Annotated in this window: 14 protein-coding genes, 2 tRNA genes and 2 rRNA genes; 15 read left to right on the forward strand and 3 right to left on the reverse strand. The window is 49.8% G+C overall.

The window, feature by feature from the left end; genetic code table 11:
* Positions 1 to 204: 204 nt before the first annotated feature.
* Positions 205 to 2,832 carry a putative LPS assembly protein LptD gene (locus VLX68_08765; protein ID HUI92324.1) on the reverse strand — a complete coding sequence of 876 codons (2,628 nt, stop codon included), beginning with the start codon at positions 2,830 to 2,832 and terminating at the stop codon, positions 205 to 207.
* 235 nt (positions 2,833 to 3,067) lie between these two features.
* Here VLX68_08765 and VLX68_08770 point away from each other — a divergent pair, with 235 nt between their 5' ends.
* The 3 genes from VLX68_08770 to VLX68_08780 all read left to right on the forward strand — a co-directional run bounded on the left by VLX68_08770 (position 3,068) and on the right by VLX68_08780 (position 5,451).
* The gene (locus VLX68_08770; protein ID HUI92325.1) at positions 3,068 to 3,865 is read left to right on the forward strand and encodes a PEGA domain-containing protein; all 798 of its coding nucleotides are present in this window, start codon (positions 3,068 to 3,070) and stop codon (positions 3,863 to 3,865) included.
* A 213-nt stretch (positions 3,866 to 4,078) separates the two neighbouring features.
* Positions 4,079 to 4,825 carry an SUMF1/EgtB/PvdO family nonheme iron enzyme gene (locus tag VLX68_08775; protein HUI92326.1) on the forward strand — a complete coding sequence of 249 codons (747 nt, stop codon included), beginning with the start codon at positions 4,079 to 4,081 and terminating at the stop codon, positions 4,823 to 4,825.
* Entirely contained in the window at positions 4,813 to 5,451 is a 639-nt protein-coding gene (locus VLX68_08780) for a hypothetical protein (protein HUI92327.1), read from the forward strand. Before VLX68_08775 ends, VLX68_08780 begins: the two co-directional genes overlap by 13 nt.
* Before the next feature lie 143 nt (positions 5,452 to 5,594).
* On the opposite strand, the gene VLX68_08785 is transcribed toward VLX68_08780, so the two are convergent.
* Entirely contained in the window at positions 5,595 to 5,780 is a 186-nt protein-coding gene (locus VLX68_08785; GenBank protein HUI92328.1) for a hypothetical protein, read from the reverse strand.
* A gap of 269 nt (positions 5,781 to 6,049) precedes the next feature.
* On the opposite strand from VLX68_08785, the gene VLX68_08790 reads away from it, so the two are divergent.
* From VLX68_08790 to VLX68_08825, 8 genes are all read left to right on the forward strand, one after another.
* Positions 6,050 to 6,592, forward strand: a complete 543-nt coding sequence (locus VLX68_08790; GenBank protein HUI92329.1) for a hypothetical protein — start codon at positions 6,050 to 6,052, stop codon at positions 6,590 to 6,592.
* Positions 6,593 to 6,870: 278 nt separating this feature from the next.
* Positions 6,871 to 8,907: a T9SS type A sorting domain-containing protein gene (locus tag VLX68_08795; GenBank protein ID HUI92330.1), complete on the forward strand. Its 2,037-nt coding sequence runs from the start codon at positions 6,871 to 6,873 to the stop codon at positions 8,905 to 8,907.
* Positions 8,908 to 9,274: 367 nt separating this feature from the next.
* Positions 9,275 to 9,799: a lipocalin family protein gene (locus VLX68_08800; GenBank protein HUI92331.1), complete on the forward strand. Its 525-nt coding sequence runs from the start codon at positions 9,275 to 9,277 to the stop codon at positions 9,797 to 9,799.
* A 92-nt stretch (positions 9,800 to 9,891) separates the two neighbouring features.
* Positions 9,892 to 11,430, forward strand: a complete 1,539-nt coding sequence (crtI, locus tag VLX68_08805) for a phytoene desaturase family protein (protein ID HUI92332.1) — start codon at positions 9,892 to 9,894, stop codon at positions 11,428 to 11,430.
* Positions 11,431 to 12,185: 755 nt separating this feature from the next.
* Complete coding sequence (locus VLX68_08810) at positions 12,186 to 12,566, forward strand: putative PEP-binding protein (GenBank protein HUI92333.1); 381 nt, start codon at positions 12,186 to 12,188, stop codon at positions 12,564 to 12,566.
* Positions 12,566 to 13,987, forward strand: a complete 1,422-nt coding sequence (locus tag VLX68_08815) for a radical SAM protein (protein HUI92334.1) — start codon at positions 12,566 to 12,568, stop codon at positions 13,985 to 13,987. The genes VLX68_08810 and VLX68_08815 overlap by 1 nt, the downstream gene beginning before the upstream one ends.
* A complete protein-coding gene (locus VLX68_08820; protein HUI92335.1) occupies positions 13,962 to 14,870 on the forward strand; it encodes a GGDEF domain-containing protein in 909 nt (302 codons plus the stop codon). Before VLX68_08815 ends, VLX68_08820 begins: the two co-directional genes overlap by 26 nt.
* A 49-nt stretch (positions 14,871 to 14,919) precedes the next feature.
* The gene (locus VLX68_08825) at positions 14,920 to 15,504 is read left to right on the forward strand and encodes a hypothetical protein (GenBank protein ID HUI92336.1); all 585 of its coding nucleotides are present in this window, start codon (positions 14,920 to 14,922) and stop codon (positions 15,502 to 15,504) included.
* Between the two features lie 162 nt (positions 15,505 to 15,666).
* Here the strand turns inward: VLX68_08825 and VLX68_08830 are convergent, their stop codons facing one another.
* Positions 15,667 to 15,927, reverse strand: coding sequence for a Trm112 family protein (locus VLX68_08830; protein ID HUI92337.1), 261 nt, complete (start codon positions 15,925 to 15,927; stop codon positions 15,667 to 15,669).
* Between the two features lie 430 nt (positions 15,928 to 16,357).
* Here VLX68_08830 and VLX68_08835 point away from each other — a divergent pair.
* From VLX68_08835 to VLX68_08850, 4 genes are all read left to right on the forward strand, one after another.
* Positions 16,358 to 17,917: ribosomal RNA gene (locus tag VLX68_08835) — 16S ribosomal RNA — on the forward strand.
* Positions 17,918 to 18,101: 184 nt separating this feature from the next.
* Positions 18,102 to 18,175 (forward strand) — tRNA-Ile (locus VLX68_08840).
* Positions 18,176 to 18,203: 28 nt separating this feature from the next.
* Positions 18,204 to 18,276 (forward strand) — tRNA-Ala (locus VLX68_08845).
* A gap of 146 nt (positions 18,277 to 18,422) precedes the next feature.
* Positions 18,423 to 20,565 (forward strand): 23S ribosomal RNA (locus VLX68_08850); the annotation flags it as partial.

The following is a 20,565-nucleotide window of genomic DNA, read 5'->3' on the forward strand; positions in this document are numbered from 1 at the left end:
ATATCTCTTTTTTCACCGTGTAAATTCACTACCACCACTGCCGTAACGACGCAACCCCCCTGTCCGCATGCCACCGAAGTCCCGGCGCCAAGGGGGCGTGCCTCTCGGATCGCCGGAGCATCCCGCGGAAATGTATTGTCTTGACATACGGGATGCGGTGGAAGCCGGAGAGACTTCCTCCCCATGAATATTTATTTGCAATTGTCATCCTCTCTGTTCCCACTTGATTTCCGGAATCTTTTTGATATTAATCAGGAAATAATACCCGGGATTATATCCCGACGGACGCCAGTCGAACCGCATCTCCCAGCATTCCTGGTCGTAAACGAAATGCAGGTCGTGGTCGACGAACTGGTTCGCGACGAAGTTATAGGTGCTGCTCCATGAAAGGGACCAGTTGCGCGTGAAGTTGATGCTCGCCGATGTGCCCAGGTTGTACTGCCGCGTGGTCACGAACGGGGTCGTGGGGCTTGCCCTCGACTGCGAAAAAGTGTACGACGGGCTGATGCTCGCCTGCCACTGCTGGGGGCCGGCATGGAGGTAATGCAGGTCGTTTTTCACCTGCAGGCTGTCCGCGGCGATCTTGTCTCCCTCCCAGAGCGTGCCGCGCGCGCCGAGCGAAGTGGCCGGCGAGATGCTCAGGGTGTAATTGCGCAGCAGCGGCATCGAAATCCGGTCGTTCTCGTCGTACATCCAGAAGTCGGAATTGTACGATACGCGCACGAGGTCGTACGAGGTGGACGCGGAGAGCAACAGGTCGCTGAACTTTCTCGATGTCGCCTCGAAATCGTAGGAGGTGCTGAGGTTCGCGGAGAGGATCTCGAATTTTTTCTCCACCGGCTTGTCGCCGCCCGCGGTCGGCTTTTCAAGCAGCTTTCCCTGGAAATCGTTGGCCAGGCTGATCCCCACGCTCTGGCTCCGCTTGTCGCGCCCCGTTTCGTACGGGACGATGGGTAAAAATTTATAACGCTGGTTGTGCGTCGGCACGAAGTTGTAGCTTATCGAGGGCGTGAACGTGTGCCTGAGTCCCTCGAAGTTGAGGATTTTTACCGGGAACAGGCCGTAGAGGATGGTGCTGAGGCTCACGCCCGTCCTCCATGAGGCATCGTACGCCTTGTCCCAGCCGTTGCGTGTGCGGAAGAGGGGCCTTCTCAGCGTGTCGATGCTGTCGACCACGACGAACGTTGTGTCGTTTTTCAAGGTCGACAGGTTTTGCGCAAACAGGGTGTCAACGATGCGCGGCGCCGGGGTTTTCGCGACGAGGCCTGCCGGCGTGAGCGTGTCGAACACGGTGTCGGCGATGCGGGCGGTGTCGTAGGCCGCGGTGTCCATGTACGAATCGAAATTTGAAAGCTGGGCGTTGAAATAGGGGCTGACCGTGAAATATTTGAAGATTTTTTGCGGCGATGTCAGCCCCAGCGACTGCGTGATCGCCGAGTGCAGAGAGCTCTGGCCCGTGTCGCCCGGCGTGACGGTGTGGGACTGGATGCCGGACGCCGAATAGGAAACGAAAATATTGTTGTACCACGCGGGCTCGTCCTTTTCGTTCGCGGGAAGGTTTTCCCGCGGCGTAAACGGGACGATGGCCCGCGACGGCAGGCTGAAGGAGACCGACGGCAGGTTTTCGGAGATCGCGCCGGTGGATAAGTTCTGGTCCCTGGACCACGAAATGTTGGCGCTGCCGTTGATGGACGGCATTGTTTTTGTCAACGAAAGGTTCGCTTTTGTCGTCTGGTTGAGCAACTGCGCGCTGTCTTCCGAAAACGAGCGGTAGAACGTTTGGGTCCCCACGAGGCTGCCGCTGCCGGCGAGCGTGAGGTTGCCGTCGGGCGTGAGCTTCTGGTCGTGGTAATAGTCGATCGACCACTCATCGCTGCGCTGCATGAAGTCGCCTCCGGTGGCGTACTTGGCGGTGATCGAGCCGTCAAGGGTGTATTTGAGGGCGTAGCGAGCCGCCCCGTTCAGGACAAAATCGCGGAATTCCTGTATCCTGGCCCAGGCCGTGAAATCCATGTAATCGTTGGGAACAAAATAATAACCGAGGTTGTCGAGATACCCGCCCGACTCGGGATGCCCGCCCCAGATGGGCGTGAGCAGGCCGCTCTGGCGGTTGCGCTCGAGCGGAAAGATGAAAAAGGGGAGCGAGGCGACCGGTGCGTCGGAGAGCGCGAGCACCACGGGACGGCTGATCACCTTGTCGTTGGGGATCACCTTCACATTCCTTCCGTAAAAATAGTAGTCGGGCGTGTCGAGGAATGCGCAGGTGGTGTAGTTGCCCTCGTCGATGTAAAGCTGGTTGCCTTCCGTTTTGACGATCTTATTGCCGTTGAAATAGGCCTCGTCCATGTGGGCACTCGCGTATTTCACCCGGCCGCGCTTCGTTTTTATGTTGTAAAGCATGGTCTCGCCCACGGTGGTGTCTTTTTTCTCCACGAGCTGGGGCTTGCCCGAGGCCTCCACCAGGCCGTCGTCGAGCATGTAGATGATGGTGTCGGCCGAAAGCGTGATGTCCTGGTATCGTATAATGGCGTTGCGGATGAGCGTGAGCCTCTTGTTCTCGATGTCGTAATCGATATACCCGCCGTCGGCGCTGTAATAAACGGTATCGGTGATGCCGTTTTTTTGCGTTTTTTTTGTGGTGTCCGGGGCGATGGCCTTCATCCGGGCCTTGGGCGGCGATGGTTTGACCACGCCTTGGAGGGTGTCGTTGACAAGCGGCGCGGGCGGCTTTTGCGCCGAATCCGGTGCGGTCGCCGGCGCGCCAAGCAGCATCGCCGGAAACGCTGCGATGAAAAGAAACAGCGCACATGCAGGATGGTCAAGCCGGATCATATCGCCCGTGGTTGATGATGGTTGCGGTCCAGAAAAAAACCGCTGATGACAAAGGCAACAAAAAGTACGCTCAATCGTGCCTTGGTTAAAATACTTTAGAGCGGGCGGATGTTAACAGCATGATATTCCAAACAAATCAATCGCCAGCGCTTTCTTCGCATACTATTTTTAATAAAAGATGGGAAGCCGCGTAATTATAGCGCTGCTTCTTCAACTATATTTATACGAGGCTTTTATGACGAAACAAAATTATTCGATGATGGGAATTGTTTTATTGCTCCTGGCGCTCGCGGGGGCCGGGCCGGCGGTAACGACAGACACGCTCGCGGCCAAAAAGATCGCTTCTGCGGTTGCCAAGGAAGCACCCGCGGCTAAAAAGGTTATCCCTGCCGTCAAGAAGGACACGCTGACAACGGCAAATGATACGATAGTTGCGAAGAAAGAAACGGCTGGCGTAAAGGATTCAGCCGCAAGACCGGCCTATGGCCGCTTGTCAATCACCACCGAGCCCGCCCAGGCCGAGGTGATGCTCGACAGCGCCGCGAGGGGCCAGAGCCCCTGCGTTCTCGACAGCGTCACGCCGGGCCCGCACGTCCTTATCATAAAGAAAAAGGGATTTTTCGGAAAAAAAGTGAGCATCGACGTCCCGGCCGACAGCATGGTGGCGTTGCCGGTCACGCTGGTGGCCCCGGGAGGTCTGGTGGTGACCACACGGCCCTCCGGCGCGCGCGTTCTTCTTGACGGAAAAGAAATGGGCGTGACGCCGTGGGAAAACGCGAAACTCAGGCCGGGCACGCATGCCTTTGCATGCGAAAAGGACGGTTTTGCAGCGTACGAAAAGCAGGTCACGGTTGTTGAAGGAAAAACGGACTCGCTGTCCTTTGCGTTGGAACCTAAACCGGCGGCGCCGGCGGCAGCACCGGTCAAAGAAAAAGGCAAGCCGGTGGGATTTGACAAGGTCACGGCCATCGTGGTCGGCTGCGTTTTCGTAGTGTTCGCGATCGTGCTCCTTGCCGTTGATTTGCAAAAATGACAAAGGCGCCTTGATTTAAAAGAAATTCTTTGCCTATAAATATTTTGGACAAAATCCCTTCACCCTGAGCTGAGCTTGTCGAAGCATTGTTGAGGGGTGAACGGCCATGGTTTAACAGGCTCGCAACGAACGGAGACTGAAATTTTGCCAACGAACTGATTAATAAATCAACATGGCCGTTTTTTTTCCGCGAATTTCAATTTAAACCAACCGATGCGTCAATTTTTTTTTATATTTTTATCTCTCGTTTTTCCGCTCGGCGCCCAGACGGCAAATTTCCCGGGCGGGGCGTTTCAGATGGGCGGCGCGGGCGGCGATTCCAACGAAACGCCTTCCCACGCCGTCACGCTTTCCCCGTTCTCGCTTGACATTTACGAAGTGACGCGAGCGCAATACGATTCGTGCGTGGCCGCCGGCCGCTGCACGCCCGCACATTACGACGACGGCGCATGCGTCATCTGGACAAACCAGGGATTCAAAAACGTGCGGGTGCCGCCGGCGTTTTCCAGCCCCGCGTATCCGGTGGTGTGCGTCACCTGGTTCCAGGCGCAGCAATACTGCCTGTACAAAGGCGAAAAACTTCCCACCGAGGCGCAGTGGGAATACGCGGCCGAAGCGGGACGGAACGCGACCTATTCCTGGGGCGAGCAGCCGCCGTCGGCAGCCAACTGCACGCAGCCGTCTGTCAAGCGGCCGCAGAAACCGGGTTCGTTCAGTCCGAACCCTGCGGGTTTGTACGACATGACCGGAAACGTGTGGGAATGGGTTTCCGACCACTATGCGCCCGACTATTATTCCGTTTCGCCGCCGCAAGACCCTCAAGGCGCGGAGGCGGGGCAATACCGCGTGATCAGGGGCGGCGGCTGGTACAGCACGGCGCACCAGCTCCGGATAAAGAACCGCCACTGGTTCGAACCCAATTTCGGCGAAGTGAGCATAGGATTCAGATGCGCCAGATAAAAACGGCATTCGCCTCCATGGCATCCGGCATCCTGATAATCGCCGGCACCGCCTGCGCGGTGCAGGTGGTCCCGGTGGAGCGCACCGGCCGCACCATCCAGCTCGACGGATTTCTGCTCGAATGGAACAAGGCCGACGCCAGGCCGCTTGCCCCCGGTTCCGCCTGGCAGTTCGACGCGTGCAACACGCGGGAAGGGCTTACCGGCTATTTCACCTTGTCAAATGACATTCCCTGCCCGGCGTGGCGATTCAGGTTTCTCAATCACCGGCTTTCACCGTACGCTTTCATGGACCTGCAATCGCGCTCCGACTCTTCAGAAACCTTTTACCGGCTATCATCGCCCGCCGGAACTTCCAAGAAAGGCACGACCGCCGAATGGCTCATCCCCTGGGACAGCATCTGGCACGATACCTCGGGCGCCTATCAGGTGGGACTATTCGCGTTTGACACCTGCGGCGACACGATGCAGCCGATCATTTTTACCGGCCATGTGTACAAACAGAAGCCCCCGGCGTGGGGCGGGGTGTATCTAAAGGGGATACTGCTCGCGGCATTGATGGTTGTTTTGTTCATGCTGCAGAGGAGCGCGAGGAGGAAATTGAGGGTGAGGAAGAACAGGTACTGAGATGTTTTTTCCCGCCGTCTCGAAAACACACGTAAAAGCAGGCCGTTTCCCCGGCGCACCGGCGCGGTGCATGGACCACACCCGTTGAAAGACCACGCGGCAAACCGCGGGGAATCTTTGAAAACGGCTCCAGCTTCTTGTCTTTACTTCCGCAATCCGAAATGAGGCTTCTTCCGCGCCGCGATGCGGGCGCACAGGTCGATGAACCGATCGGGGCACAGGCCGCTCTTGCAGTCGTTGACCAGCCACGACACGATCTCGAAGGCAAGCGTTTTTAAATCGGGATCGACATGGTCGACCGAAGGCATGAGCAGGATAAGAAGCCCCACTGCGCATTTAAACCTTACAAAAGGTAAAAACGCATGATATACTTAAGCGGCGAGAACCTATAACCTGCATGCCGCTTTGTACCTGTGGTTAATTTTGAAGGTTTTTCGGAGTATATCATGCGGCTAGCTGTTTGCAATTTGGGCGCTTCTAATGTAAGAAAACTCATTCAGCTTTTACATATATGTATAAAAAAGCTTTTTTATGCGGAATATCCTGTTTTTGCATTACGATAATTTGTTTTTGTAGCAGTTCACTACAGACGAGCCGAATGAGTCTTTTAATTCGAGGTTTGGATAATATTTCAACCGCCCCGAGTTATTTGGTAATAAATGTCGCAGACCAATCAGATTCTAATTTTATCCCATATTGTTTTGAATCAACGCATCTTTATCATAAATTTGCTGATGAACTTAATATGCCCAATAATGATAGAATATTTTCCTTAGGAAATCGTTGGCGAATTATCGGGTATGTTAAAAAGCATAAAGATTTGAACTTTAAATTTCGTGTTCCTATAACTGGTATTCCCATATTTAAAGGGCGCGGGGATACTCTGCTTCAAATTGCTCGTACTGAATTAGGTAGTCTTTGCAGGGATAGCCTTGGTAGTCTCATTATTTCTGGTAATATTTACAGCTATTTTAAAAATAAGTATGGAATTTCTCCTCTGGTCGCAGATTGGGATTGCCTCCAACGCGCAATAGCGACTGTATATTTTGAAAAAGGAATCGTTCTTGGTAGAGGATGTTTGGATCCTTCTTTTTATATTTATGATGCAGATTCGAGAAAAGAGCCTGTTAACTGCAAATAAAATATCAGGTAACATTGTGATAATTAGTACCAACTTTCCGAAAGAGAAGGGCCCAAACTGCAACCAACAGCGCCAGCATGAAAATGCCGAATACAGAAATTCAATTTTCTTTGATCGATAGCGCGAAGCAAATACAGTAACAAGCTTTGGGGCGGCACTTCGTGCGTTTAGCGCGCACGTTGGGATGCAATTTCACGGTTGGGCATTGTAAAAACTTGAAGAGCGGCACCCGATGAGAATTCTGAAGCAATGGTGAAACAGGAGACTAGAGGAATCCCATGGCACCAATTGGCAAATCTAGGCTATTTTGTTTTTCAAAAAGCGTTCTAATTTGTCTTCTTATTATTTCTGGTACCTGCCTCGGACAATCAAGATGGGAGTGGAGAAATCCCCTGCCACAAGGAAATCACCTTTATTCCGTGGCGTATGGGAATGGCCTCTGCATCGCCGTGGGTAGTGCAGGTACAATCCTAGTTTCCCAAGATGCTGCAGCTTGGTCGGTAACATCTACTTCACAAACAAGCCAATTTCATTCCGTGGCCTTTGGGAATAGCTCGTTCGTGGCCGTGGGGTACGGAGGTACAATCCTAACTTCCTCCGACGCAACCACATGGACGACGAGAAGTTCCGGGACAACTAATGACCTTAATTACGTAGCTTATATCGGCAATCAGTTTGTCGCTGTTGGTGCATCAGGTACGATTTTAACGTCACCAGACGGAATAATTTGGGCAACAAGGAATTCAACGACAAGTAAATACCTCTATTCCGCAAGTTATGGTAGTAATGAATTCACCGTAGTAGGCGATGGGGGGACAATATTAACCTCTCCTGACTGCATAATTTGGACACCACAGAATTCAGGAACAACTTTTCCCTTGTATTCTATCACCTACGGCGACAGTGAATTCGTTGCTGTTGGCGGGTTCCCCGGAATGACGAGTGGCGTTATTCTAACGTCCAAAAACGGCACGACATGGTCAAGTAAGCCATCAGGGACGCTTAATGCTTTACTTTCGGTTGTTTTTGACAATGGAATGTTTGTCGCTGGGGGCTTTGCCGGAACAATTGTGGTTTCCAATGACGGTTCAACTTGGTCACTCGAGTCGTCAATAACAAGTAATAGTATATTCTCTGTAGTTTATGCTAACGGCAAGTTTCTTGCAGTTGGTGGGTTTGGAACAATTCTTACATCTTCTAATGGCACCACATGGGCAAGTATTTCATCTGGAACTTTGAGTAACCTAAATTCCGTAACCTACAGCGACAATAAGTTCATTGCAGTGGGTGAGAAGGGAACTATATTTGCCTCGTCAGGTATTTCAGTGTGGAATAGCAAATCGTCAGGAATCACCGATTTTCATTCTTCAGTGGCCTATGGCGATAGCGTGTTTGTAGTTGTAGGCAATAATAGCACCATTCTTACGTCGTTGGACGCATCTACCTGGACAACCAGATTATCTGGTTCGCAGCAGTTGCTCACTTGCGTAACCTATGCTAATAGCAAGTTTGTGACGGTTGGCACTTATGGCACAGTTCTCACATCCACTGACGGCGCTGTTTGGCGAGGTGAATCATCTGAAACCACCATCGACATTCGTGCCGTGACCTATGGGAACGGTCAACTGGTGGTAGCGGGTGATTCCGGCAGGATTTTAACTTCTCCCGACGGTGCGGCTTGGGCACCAGTTACTTCCGGCGTATCTTATGGTTTAACTTCACTGGCATACGGCAATAGCGAGTTCATTGCGGTCGGCAATCATGGTACTGTCCTTACTTCCTATGATGCCAATACATGGACAAGCAGACTCTCGGGAACAGTAAATAACCTCCATTCAGTTGCCTATGGTGACAACCAGTTCGTGGCGGTTGGTGATTCCGGTACAATTTTGATCTCTGCTGACGCAAGTTCTTGGAGGCCGACAAATCCCGGCACTTCCTACGCTCTCAATTCCATAACCTGCGGAAACAGCCAATTTGTTGTAGTAGGCGAGGCGGGTACAATTTTATCCTCAGAGAAAGACAGTTCTGGAATAGTATTCAGATCACACTCCATTAATTTTAGCTGCGGCCGTGTAATTGTCCATATCGCAAAAATGCTTATTTACACAACAGTACCGTACATTCCCAAAGCCAGTCAATTGAAAATAACAATTTTCAATATTGCCGGTAAGAAAGTCTATTCACTTTTAACCGAAACAAGTAATGGAATTCTGGATGTACCAACCTTTCAATTGCCGACCGGTATGTTGTTTATATCAATTTCAGATAACAAGAAAACCGTATTTTCGTCGCCATTGGTTCTTGTGCGTTGAGATAATGCATATAACAACTGTCGCCTTTTGTGCTTAGAAAGACTTACAGCGGGTGCCGCAAGACAAAAAGCCCAACCGGAACCGTTCGCCCAACAGCCGCGGCACAAAAGCGCGGCAGAACTGTAGGATTGCTGAGTGTAATTGATAGCCGCGCCTTCGTGCGGGTGCGGCACACGTTGGTGTCAATGTTTGCGCTGAATGAAATTACAGGTTTGCGCCGAAGACAGGAAAGGCAAAAGATATTTTAAATCCGAAGAGCCGCGCCCCAAGAAGAAGCCGCATAAACGCGGCGAAAAACTTCCAAAAATATTGGGGATTTCCCAGCGAGAACCTATTAACTTACCGTTATCCATCAAAGGAGCAAGTTATGAAAAAATGGCACAGCCTAACCTTATTAATAGTACTCTTCTTTAAACTTAATAGTTATGGAGATTCACACATGGAACCTGTAACAAACTTTGATTTAAACAGATATTTAGGAAAATGGTATGAACTTGCCCGGTTACCGGCCTCGTTTGAAAAGAACTTAACAAGCGTTACGGCAACCTATTCTTTGAAAAAAAACGGAAAAGTAAAAGTTCAAAACGAAGGAACCGACAGCAAATCCCTGAAAAGAAAAACAGCCATCGGAAAAGCCAAAATTGCCCAAAGCAAGGATATTGGATATCTAAAAGTGTCATTTTTCGGACCATTTTACGCTGACTATATTGTTTTAGAATTGGATAAAGAATATCAATATGCAATGGTAGCCAGCTCAATGAAATATTTATGGATATTATCAAGAAAGCCGGAATTGGAAAAAGAAATAATGGATAAATTAATTCAGAAGGCCAAGAACCTTGGATTTCAAATAGAGAATTTATACTTTACGCCACAGAAAACAAACGAGTAATCAGCTGTTTTGATAATTCGAATTAATTGCATTGGCGGGTATTTTATCGTTTGCCCAATTATTTAAACAGGCTCGCTCTTGGAGACGGATTTATGAACAAGAAAAAAATAGTGATTGTCGGCGCCGGTCCCGGCGGCCTGACGGCCGGTATGATACTTCAACACCGCGGTTTTGATGTTACGATATATGAAAAAGCCGAGAAGGTCGGCGGCAGAAACGCTCCTATTGAAATCAACGGCTATACATTTGACACCGGCCCGACGTTTTTGATGATGTACTTCATACTACAGGAGATGTTTGAGGAAACCGGCAGGAAAGCCGAAGATTATATAAAAGTGCACAAGCTCGACCCTATGTACAGACTGAAGTTTTTTGAGAATGAGATACGTGTGACTGACGACCACGATAAAATGGAAATGGAAATAGCTCGCGAGTTCCCTGGTGAGGAAAAAAGATTCAAGGAGTACCTTAAGAATGAAGAGAAAAGGCTAAAATACCTTTTCCCCTGCCTACAGAAGCCCTATTCATCCATATTTGACATGATGAAGAACCCCCTGCTTAAGGCGATACCGCACCTTGATATTGACAAAAGCGTCTATAATGCGATTAGTAAATACTTTCAAAGAGAAAATTTAAAATTCACGTTTATGTTTCAGTCAAAATACCTCGGCATGTCCGCGTGGGAGTGCCCGGCAGCTTTTGCAATGGTGGCTTTTATTGAACACAAATGGGGCATATACCATGTAATCGGTGGGCTGAACAAAATATCCACGGCTATGGCGAAGGTGTTTATCGAAGAGGGCGGAACGCTGAAACTTAACACCCCTGTAAAAAGCCTTGTTAATAAAAACAAATTGGTGCAAGGCGTGCAACTGTCGGATGGTACCGTTATTACTGCTGATGAAGTGATTGTAAATGCAGATTTTTCATATGCTGCTGTTTCTCTTATGGAAGAGAAATATGTTAAAAAGTATGCTCCACGAAAGCTGTCGAAAAGGAAATATTCCTGTTCAACATTCATGCTGTATCTCGGCGTGAAAAAGAAATATAATTTCCCACACCACAATGTTTTTTTCGCAAAAGACTACAGACGAAACGTTGAGGATATTTTCACTCGCCTTACGCTTTCCGACCAGATATCCTTTTACATTCAGAACGCTTCAATAGTTGATCACACTCTCGCGCCTGAGGGCAAATCAACCATATACATATTGGTGCCCGTCGCGAACCTCAAAGCGGGCATAGACTGGAATAAGGAAAAGGATGCCTTTAAGAAAAGGGTGCTTGAAGAGGTCGTAAAGAGGACTGAAATGAAAGACTTGCTAGAAAATATAGAAGTTGAAAAAGTGTACACGCCCGAAACATGGCGCGACGATCTGAACGTATATTACGGCGCGACATTCAACTTGGGGCATAACCTCACTCAGATGCTATACCTAAGGCCGAGGAACAGGTTTGAGTGTTTTGAAAATACGTACCTGGTCGGTGGCGGAACACACCCGGGAAGCGGACTTCCCACTATTTATGAAAGCGGTAGGATATCCGCCAACATGATATGCGAGAAGCATGGAGTGCATTTCAAAAAACCGTCAAGTCTTGAAGACAAACTCGGTAACCCTGAAAAGGAATGATTGGTTCAAAATCTTCCTCGGAGAGTAATGAGCAAGTGGGCGCAAGCCGTAAATTCAAATATGGTAGCTTGCAGCAAAACAAACACACAACAGCCGCAGCCCAACATTTTGCGCAGTTTACTAAGGTGTAATCGCCCATTATGTCGCTTCGCTCCGTCGGAGTGCGGCACACGTTATTTGCAATTTTTGGCACCCCTGAAAGGCAAAAGAGCGCCGCGCGAGAAAAGCAGGTACACCACAATCAATTCGTTTTCTGCTCCTGGGGCTTACGTATTTTAGAGTCAGGTTCCATTTGTTAAAGATGTAAATAAGAAAAATGTCTATGCAAGAAAAAAACGTGAAGCAACAGATCATTCTTAGAGGAACTCCGCTTTCCGGGGGCTTTTCCCATGGTACCGCATATGTATATAGTGATATTCTTCAAGGTAAGCAAGCTTCATATAATATCAGAAAAAACCAGTATGATACAGAGTATGCTAGAATACATGCCGCGAAGGAAAGTGTGCGTCAGCAGCTTACCGATTCGGCAAAGCGGGTAGGGGCGTCCTTCAGAAGGGGCGTCGCGGACATATTCCTTGCTCAGGAAACAATGCTTATAGATCCGCAATTGGTGTCGGATCTGAAACAAACACTTCGTCAGAAGCATGTAAATGCGGAACAGGTTATCGGGATTGTCTTCCGGAGGTGGATGCAGAAATTTCGAGACTCGCCAAGTAAGATGCTCAATGAGCGGGCTGATGATTTAGAGGACCTATATCGCAGAAGGAGCCATGATCGAAACCCCTGCCGTCGCTCTTGATGTAAGGTCGCTGAGCAAGCTGGCGGATTTTCTTTGCGTCGGCACCAATGATCTTACGCAGTATGTAATGGCCGCCGACCGCGAAAGCGCATTGATAAGCGATTACTTTAGGGATGACCATCCAATCATGCTGAATCTGCTTAGTACCATCATTGCCGATGCCGGCAAGACGCCGGTCACGTTATGCGGAGAGCTGGCTGTAAAACGCGAATCGCTGGATGCCGTAATGGGAACCGGCGTTAATTCGATCAGTATTGCACCGGCAAGCATTCCGGAAATCAAGGATATTATTCGTCGCGTCAAACTTCCATCCGAAAAGAAGAACAATCGCAAATAATGCTGCTCTATTTGATAAATCCATACAATCCGCTGGTAAGTGTCGTTAAAAGCAAACAGAACCGTTGGAACCGTTACACCGTTTGGAAACCCTTGGGACTCCTGGTTGTTGCCGGCTTGACTCCCCGCGACTGGGAGACCGTTATCTTTGATGAAAATGTAGAACGGCGGGACTACGCGACCCTGCCCGCTCCCGATCTTGTCGGTATAACGGCATTTACTTCCCAGGCGGATCGGGCGTATGCGATAGCGAAGGAATTCAAGAGTCGTGGGGTCGCCGTCGTGATGGGTGGCATTCATGCCACCATGTGTCCCGAAGAAGCGTCGCGATACGTTGATTCCGTTGTGACTGGTGAAGCGGAAAGCATCTGGGAAGAAGTCCTGGCCGATAAAGTAAACCGTATATTAAAACCACTTTATTCCGGCGCGCGAATCAACCTTTCCATGGCACCCATTGCGCGCCATGATTTGTTGCCGCACGGGTACAGGTTTGGCTCGATTCAGACGACTCGCGGCTGCCCGCTTTCCTGCAATTTCTGCAGCGTCACCGCGTTCAATGGCAGACATTACAGGCACCGCCCGGTTCCCAATGTTATTGACGAGTATCGGGCCATCCGCGAAAAACTGGTTCTATTCGTTGATGACAATTTCATTGGAACAAGAACGGACCACATTGTACGGGCCAAGGAACTCCTTCGGGCAATAATCGGATCGGGGATCCGCAAGAAATGGATCGCGCAGGTTACCATGAACTTCTGCGATGATGAAGAGCTTCTCTCGCTTGCGAAAAAAGCGGGTTGTATCGGCGTGTTTATCGGGTTCGAATCGATAACGACCGAAGGCCTCAAGGAAATCCACAAACCCTTCAACATCCGCAAGCTCAATGACATCAAGGCCGGGATCAAGCACATTCACCGGCACGGCATTTCAGTGGTCGGATCGTTCATTTTAGGTCTTGACATCGATAAAAAGCATATCGGCAAGGACATCGCCTCCACCGCCCAGCATTATGGTCTTGATGCGCTCAATGTCATGTTCCTGACCCCGCTTCCCGGCACGCGCCTCTGGGAAGAGATGGAGTCGGCGGGCCGCATAATTCTTAACGGTTTTCCCGGTGATTGGAATTATTATACTTTGACTTTTCCGGTCGCCCGGTATAACCAACTTTCGTGGAGCGAAATGCTGGCGGAGAAAGAGGCCTGCTACCGGGCGTTTTACAGCTATGGCGGAATTTTGCGCAGGGTTTGGTCAAACATCTGCCATTTGCGCAATCCCTTCGTAACCTTGGTAAGCAATCTATGGTATAGGCGTAATACACTTCGTCTTGACCGTGAGGCATATGAAACGTTCGACGTAAAACCCGGCACCGTGCCCCAACGGGAAGCAAGGATGGGGAATGATAACGATACCCCCGGCGAATGAGAATCCGTCCAATGAAGAAACCGAGAAGGAAAGGCTGGACGGTCTCCTTGCGGCCGATGTTATTACCCTTGAGCTGGTATCGGCCTTTGCCGGTGACCGGAGCTTGACCAGGGAAGAAGAGCTGTTTTTTGAAATCAAGAGAAAAAGCCTCGGGAACCGATTATTCTCGGCTTTGCTCTATGCCATCACGCATCAGCATTTTGAACCGGATATCGCAAAACCGCTCTGGCGGGAAATCATCAAACATAAATACGAGATGTCCGGCGCGCTGAAACGGAATACCCGCGTCGTTGTCGCCGCGTTGGACTATCTATCTAACATCACCGGTGACATTAATTCAACGACATTGATTTCAGAAGAACGTATCGCCGATATTGTCGATGGTTCAATTCGAGACGGTCTGACGGGCTTATTTAACCATGCATTCTTCTTTCGCAGAACGGAGATTGAGATCAAGCGATCGATTCAATCGTGCGATTCCGTTTCCATTATGATGATAGACCTTGATGATTTCAAGGACTTCAATGACCGTTATGGCCATCAGGAGGGCGATGCGATTCTGCATAGAATCGGTGCTATAATCAAAGCGGAAACGCGGCATGCTGATTTCTGCTGCCGCTATGGCGGAGAGGAGTTTGGCGTGGTGCTTCCCGGAGCAGACATGCGCGAAGCACAAGCGCTGGCGGAAAGACTTCGAAGGGCAGTGGAGGCGGGCCTGGCGAACGACAAGAAACTTACCGTCAGCATTGGGATTGCGACTATGACAAGCGCACACGTTTGTTTGTCCGAAGATTTGATTAAATACGCCGATGAAGCTTTGTATAAGGCTAAAACCGCTGGAAAAAATCGCGTTGCGGCGTATGAATGGTCGGCGCAGGATTGAACGGGAACCTTTGGCGCACGCAGTACAATTTACCAGGGGGAGGATCTACATGTCGATGAACAAGAATGATCTTGCGCAATCCGTTGTTCAGTTCCTTTGCATTTCCGGATTAATACTGGCGATGGCGTTTCTCGTCTATCAAAGGAATATTTTTATTCCGACCCGTTGGCCGTTTCAATTCGTTGTTTCCGGGATTACGATCGGTTTGGCCTATACGGCCTTCAAAAAGCGCCGTGTTTTGACGGGGCTCTTGGCTTTGCTTTTATGGTATATTGTCGTGACGTGCGTCATCTGCAACGGCTTGCACAATTCATGGCTATTCATTCTTAACGGCGCGTACATCGGGCTGATTGCGGTTGCGGTTTACGTGTACCTGCGTATTATTCAAAGGCCTTTTGCTTCGGACAAAGTAATTCAAATAATCATTTCTTCCGTTTTAATGGGAATAATGAATGGTTTTGTCGTTTTTGTATTGAGGTTGCACGCCCGCGCTTTTTCCACCGGGCATTCCGCATTTGTCATAATGCAAAATATAAGGATCGGCATCGGACTCGGATTTCTTTTTGGCATAGGCATCTTGTTTTCGGACCATCTAATAAAGTCGTCCTCAATCCAAACCAAAAACAACCGGTAAGGGCTGGCTTTGCTTTTTAGGGCGGCCTGCCCTTAAGGCCGCGTTCAATCAACACCAAAGATGGATGCTTTACAGATAATGCTTCTTTAGTTGGAAAAAAAAAGCCGCAGGCAAATCCCGCGACTCTTTGGAATCAATCCATCATATAAGAGGGCTTAAAACTTATTTCCCGAACTCCTCAAACGGTATCGCCTCGTCAATAAGCATTATCGGAATATCTTCCCTGATAGGATATAGGTATTTCTTATCTTCTCTTAAAAGCCCCGCGTCTATTTCTTCCTTGACAACTTCTCCGCCTCTGTTCTTGAGCGTGCCCTCCTTGATTTTCGCGTTTATCTTCCTTATCACATCCCCTTCGACAAGCTTCACGTCCTGTTTTGTTTCGGGGCAGCAGAGGATATCGAGTAACTCTTTGTCAACCATGATGGCTCCTTTTATGGTTCTAATGAATTACGAAATCCATTACTTATAAAATAGCGTCTTCACGTGAAGGTGAGCAAGGGAAATAGGTGACGCCGCCGCGCGCGAGTCGCGGGAAATGGAATATTAATGTAATTTTCCGGTATGGTTAGAAAATGAAAAAACTATTGACATTTTTTTCCAAATGCCTTATATTTAACACCGCCTCAATGCAGGTGAGTTCTTTTAAAATCTCCTGATTTCCTGCCAAAAATACAGGTAACCACAGGGCATAGTAGTTAAAGTGTTGTCAAAGTATTGACAATGATTGTACTATTTAGTATATTAAAAAATTGCCCAAAAATCGGGCAAGTGCTCTTTGAAAGTTTAGATGTGTGTGATCGGGTTCTCTGATTACATTCTTTTTTTACGTTGGGATATTAAACTTTTCATAACTATGGAGAGTTTGATCCTGGCTCAGAACGAACGCTGGCGGCGTGCCTAATACATGCAAGTCGCGCGAGAAAGTCCCGCAAGGGATCAGTAGAGCGGCAAACGGGTGAGTAACACGTAAGTAACCTCCCTCTAAATCTGGAATAACCCTGCCAACGCGGGGCTAATACCTGATATGATCACGGTTCCGCATGGGACAGTGATAAAAGATGACCTCTGTTTACAAGTTATCGTTTAGAGATGGACTTGCGCCTCATTAGCTAGTTGGCGGGGTAACGGCCCACCAAGGCTTTGATGGGTAGCCGGCCTGAGAGGGTGTACGGCCACATTGGGACTGAGAAACGGCCCAGACTCCTACGGGAGGCAGCAGTAGGGAATTTTGCGCAATGGACGGAAGTCTGACGCAGCAACGCCGCGTGAGTGATGAAGGTCTTCGGATTGTAAAACTCTGTTGAGTGGGAAGAAAAGCTTCGGGAATAACACCTCGAGGTCTGACGGTACCACTTGAGGAAGCCCCGGCTAACTACGTGCCAGCAGCCGCGGTAATACGTAGGGGGCAAGCGTTGTTCGGAATCACTGGGCGTAAAGGGAGCGTAGGCGGAGGAATAAGTTAGGAGTTTAATATACGGGCTTAACCCGTAATCGGCTCCTAATACTGTTTTTCTTGAGTATGGGAGAGGGAGATGGAATTCCAGGTGTAGCGGTGGAATGCGTAGATATCTGGAAGAACACCAGCTGCGAAGGCGGTCTCCTGGCCCAATACTGACGCTGAGGCTCGAAAGCTAGGGGAGCAAACAGGATTAGATACCCTGGTAGTCCTAGCTGTAAACGATGGACACTGGATGCAGGAGGAGTCAATCCTTTCTGTGTCGTAGCTAACGCGTTAAGTGTCCCGCCTGGGGAGTACGCTCGCAAGGGTGAAACTCAAAGGAATTGACGGGGGCCCGCACAAGCGGTGGAGCATGTGCTTTAATTCGATGCAACGCGAAGAACCTTACCTGGGTTTGACATGGGAGTGAAAGTTTCCAGAGATGGGAGCCCTTCCGCAAGGAACACTCCACACAGGTGCTGCATGGCTGTCGTCAGCTCGTGTCGTGAGATGTTGGGTTAAGTCCCGCAACGAGCGCAACCCTCGCCCTTAGTTGCCATCAGGTCAAGCTGGGAACTCTAAGGGGACTGCCTGGTTTAACCAGGAGGAAGGTGGGGATGACGTCAAGTCATCATGGCTCTTACGTCCAGGGCCAGACACGTGCTACAATGGTCGGTACAGAGGGTCGCGAAACCGCAAGGTCAAGCTAATCCCACAAAACCGATCTCAGTTAGGATTGGAGTCTGCAATTCGACTCCATGAATTTGGAATCGCTAGTAATCGCGGATCAGCACGCCGCGGTGAATACGTTCCCGGGCCTTGTACACACCGCCCGTCAAGCCATGAAAGATGGGAGTACCCAAAGCCGTTTATCCAACCGCAAGGGGGAGAACGCCTAAGGTAAGACCATTGATTGGGGCTAAGTCGTAACAAGGTAGCTGTATCGGAAGGTGCGGCTGGATCACCTCCTTTCTATGGAGTATGGTTCGAACCTTGGTTTCGTAAGGGCGAAAGATTTTTCGCCCCAACAAGTCAAGGGGAGAATCTACGACTAATGATTGACCGGAGACCGGTCACACACATCAAGGCTTTTAAAGGGCATCAATCCTTAATGGGCGGGCTTCGTTTCGTCCCCGCCCCTTAATTGCATCCCTGCGGGTCTGTAGCTCAGTTGGTTAGAGCACTTCTCTGATAAGGAAGGGGTCGATAGTTCAACTCTATCCAGACCCATTTTCAGGGTCGAACGTGTTCTGCATGCGGGGCTATAGCTCAGTTGGGAGAGCGCCTGCTTTGCAAGCAGGAAGTCGCAGGTTCAAATCCTGTTAGCTCCAAGAAAAGACAGCAATCAGCCTTCGGCATTCAGCAGTCAGAAAACAAGTGACCGCTGATAGCTGACCGCTGGCCGCTTCTTGATAAATGCTCTTTGACATATATCCTGATAATGAAGCACATTATTTCGTCGAGATGTAATTAATTGTACCAAGTGAATGAAAGTGTATGGTGAATGCCTTGGCATTGGTTGGCGACGAAGGACGTGGCAAGCTGCGATAAGCTCCGGGGAGTGGCAAACACACTTTGATCCGGAGATCTCCGAATTGGACAACCTGCTCGCAAGAGCATCCCTGACTGAATTCATAGGTCAGGGAGGATAACGGGGTGAACTGAAACATCTCAGTAATCCCAGGAAAAGAAAATAATAATGATTGCCCTAGTAGTGGTGAGCGAACGGGCAAGAGCCCAAACTGTTCCTGCTGTTAAAGCCGTTGCGCGTTGGCAGGACGGGGTTGCGGGGCGCCGATTGGCCGCGGTAACGAGCGGCCGGTAAGTTACAAAACATGTTTCTAGCCGAACTGTTCTGGAAAGACGGACCACAGAGGGTGAAAGTCCCGTAGGCGAAAGAGGCATGTCTTACTTTGGCGTTCCCGAGTACTGCGGAGCACGTGGAATTCCGTAGGAATCCGGGAGGACCATCTCCTAAGGCTAAATACACACCAATGACCGATAGTGAACCAGTACCGTGAGGGAAAGGTGAAAAGGACCCCGAGAGGGGAGTGAAATAGAACCTGAAACCATATACTTACAAGCGGTCGAAGCCTGCCGCAAGGCAGGTAACGGCGTACCTTTTGCTTAATGGCCCAGCGAGTTACTCATGTGCAGCAAGCTTAAGCGCCACAGGCGCGGAGGCGCAGCGAAAGCGAGTCTAAATAAGGCGTTCAGTTGCATGTGGTAGACGCGAATCCGGAGTGATCTAGCCATGACCAGGATGAAGTCCCAGTAACATGGGATGGAGGTCCGAACTAATTAGAGGTGAAAATCTATTGGATGAGTTGTGGCTAGGGGTGAAAGGCTAATCAAACTCGGTGATAGCTCGTTCTCCCCGAAATATATCTAGGTATAGCCTCACATGGACAGTAACGGAGGTAGAGCACTGAATGGACTAGGGGACTTACCAGTCTACCAAACCCAATCAAACTCCGAATGCCGTTACTAATTGTGTGGGAGACAGGGTGCGAGGGATAAGCTTCGTGCCCGAGAGGGAAACAACCCTGACCATCGGCTAAGGTCCCTAAATGCATGTTAAGTGACTAAGGATGTGTTTTTGCTCTAACAGCTAGGATGTTGGCTTAGAAGCAGCCATCATTTAAAGAAAGCGTAACAGCTCACTAGTCAAGCGAAAGCGCGCCGAAAATGAACGGGACTCAAACATGCTACCGAAGCTGTGGAATTCCGGCGCAAGCCGGGATTGGTAGGGGAGCGTTCTGTAAGCCATCGAAGGTGTTCCGTAAGGGATGCTGGAGGTATCAGAAATGAGGATGCTGGGATGAGTAGCGCAAATGAAGGTGAAAAACCTTCACACCGTAAATCTAAGGTTTCCTGGGCAAGGCTAATCCTCCCAGGGTAAGTCGGGACCTAAGCCGAGGCCGAACAGGCGTAGGCGATGGAAAACAGGTATAAAATTCCTGTACCGATTGTCAATGCGATGGGGTGACGCAGGAAGCTAAGCAGGCCCACCGTTGGTCGTGTGGGTCCAAGCATGTAGGAGGGAGACTTTGGCAAATCCGGGTCTTCAACTCTGAAGTGCAATGGGGAACGGCGTCTTCGGACAAAGGAACCTGTGTATGCTCTGCTGCCGAGAAAAACCTCTAAGCTTCAGTTGACAATTGTCCGTACCACAATCCGACACAGGTAGATGAGGCGAATAGCCTCAGGTGCTCGAGATAACTCTTGTAAAGGAACTCGGCAAAATAACCCCGTAACTTCGGGAGAAGGGGTGCCCCGCGCAAGCGGGGCCGCAGTAAAATGGCCCAAGCGACTGTTTACCAAAAACACAGGACTCTGCTAAATTGAGAAGATGAAGTATAGGGTCTGACACGTGCCCGGTGCCGGAAGGTTAACAGGAGGCGTCAGCCAGGTTTCCTGGCGAAGCGCTGATTCGAAGCCCCGGTAAACGGCGGCCGTAACTATAACGGTCCTAAGGTAGCGAAATTCCTTGTCGGGTAAGTTCCGACCTGCACGAATGGCGTAACGAAAGTGCGACTGTCTTGCCAACTGGCACGGCGAACTTGTAGTGCCGGTGAAGATGCCGGTTGCCCGCAACTAGACGGAAAGACCCCGTGCAC

This window comes from Chitinivibrionales bacterium (assembly GCA_035516255.1).
Taxonomy (GTDB): domain Bacteria; phylum Fibrobacterota; class Chitinivibrionia; order Chitinivibrionales; family FEN-1185; genus FEN-1185.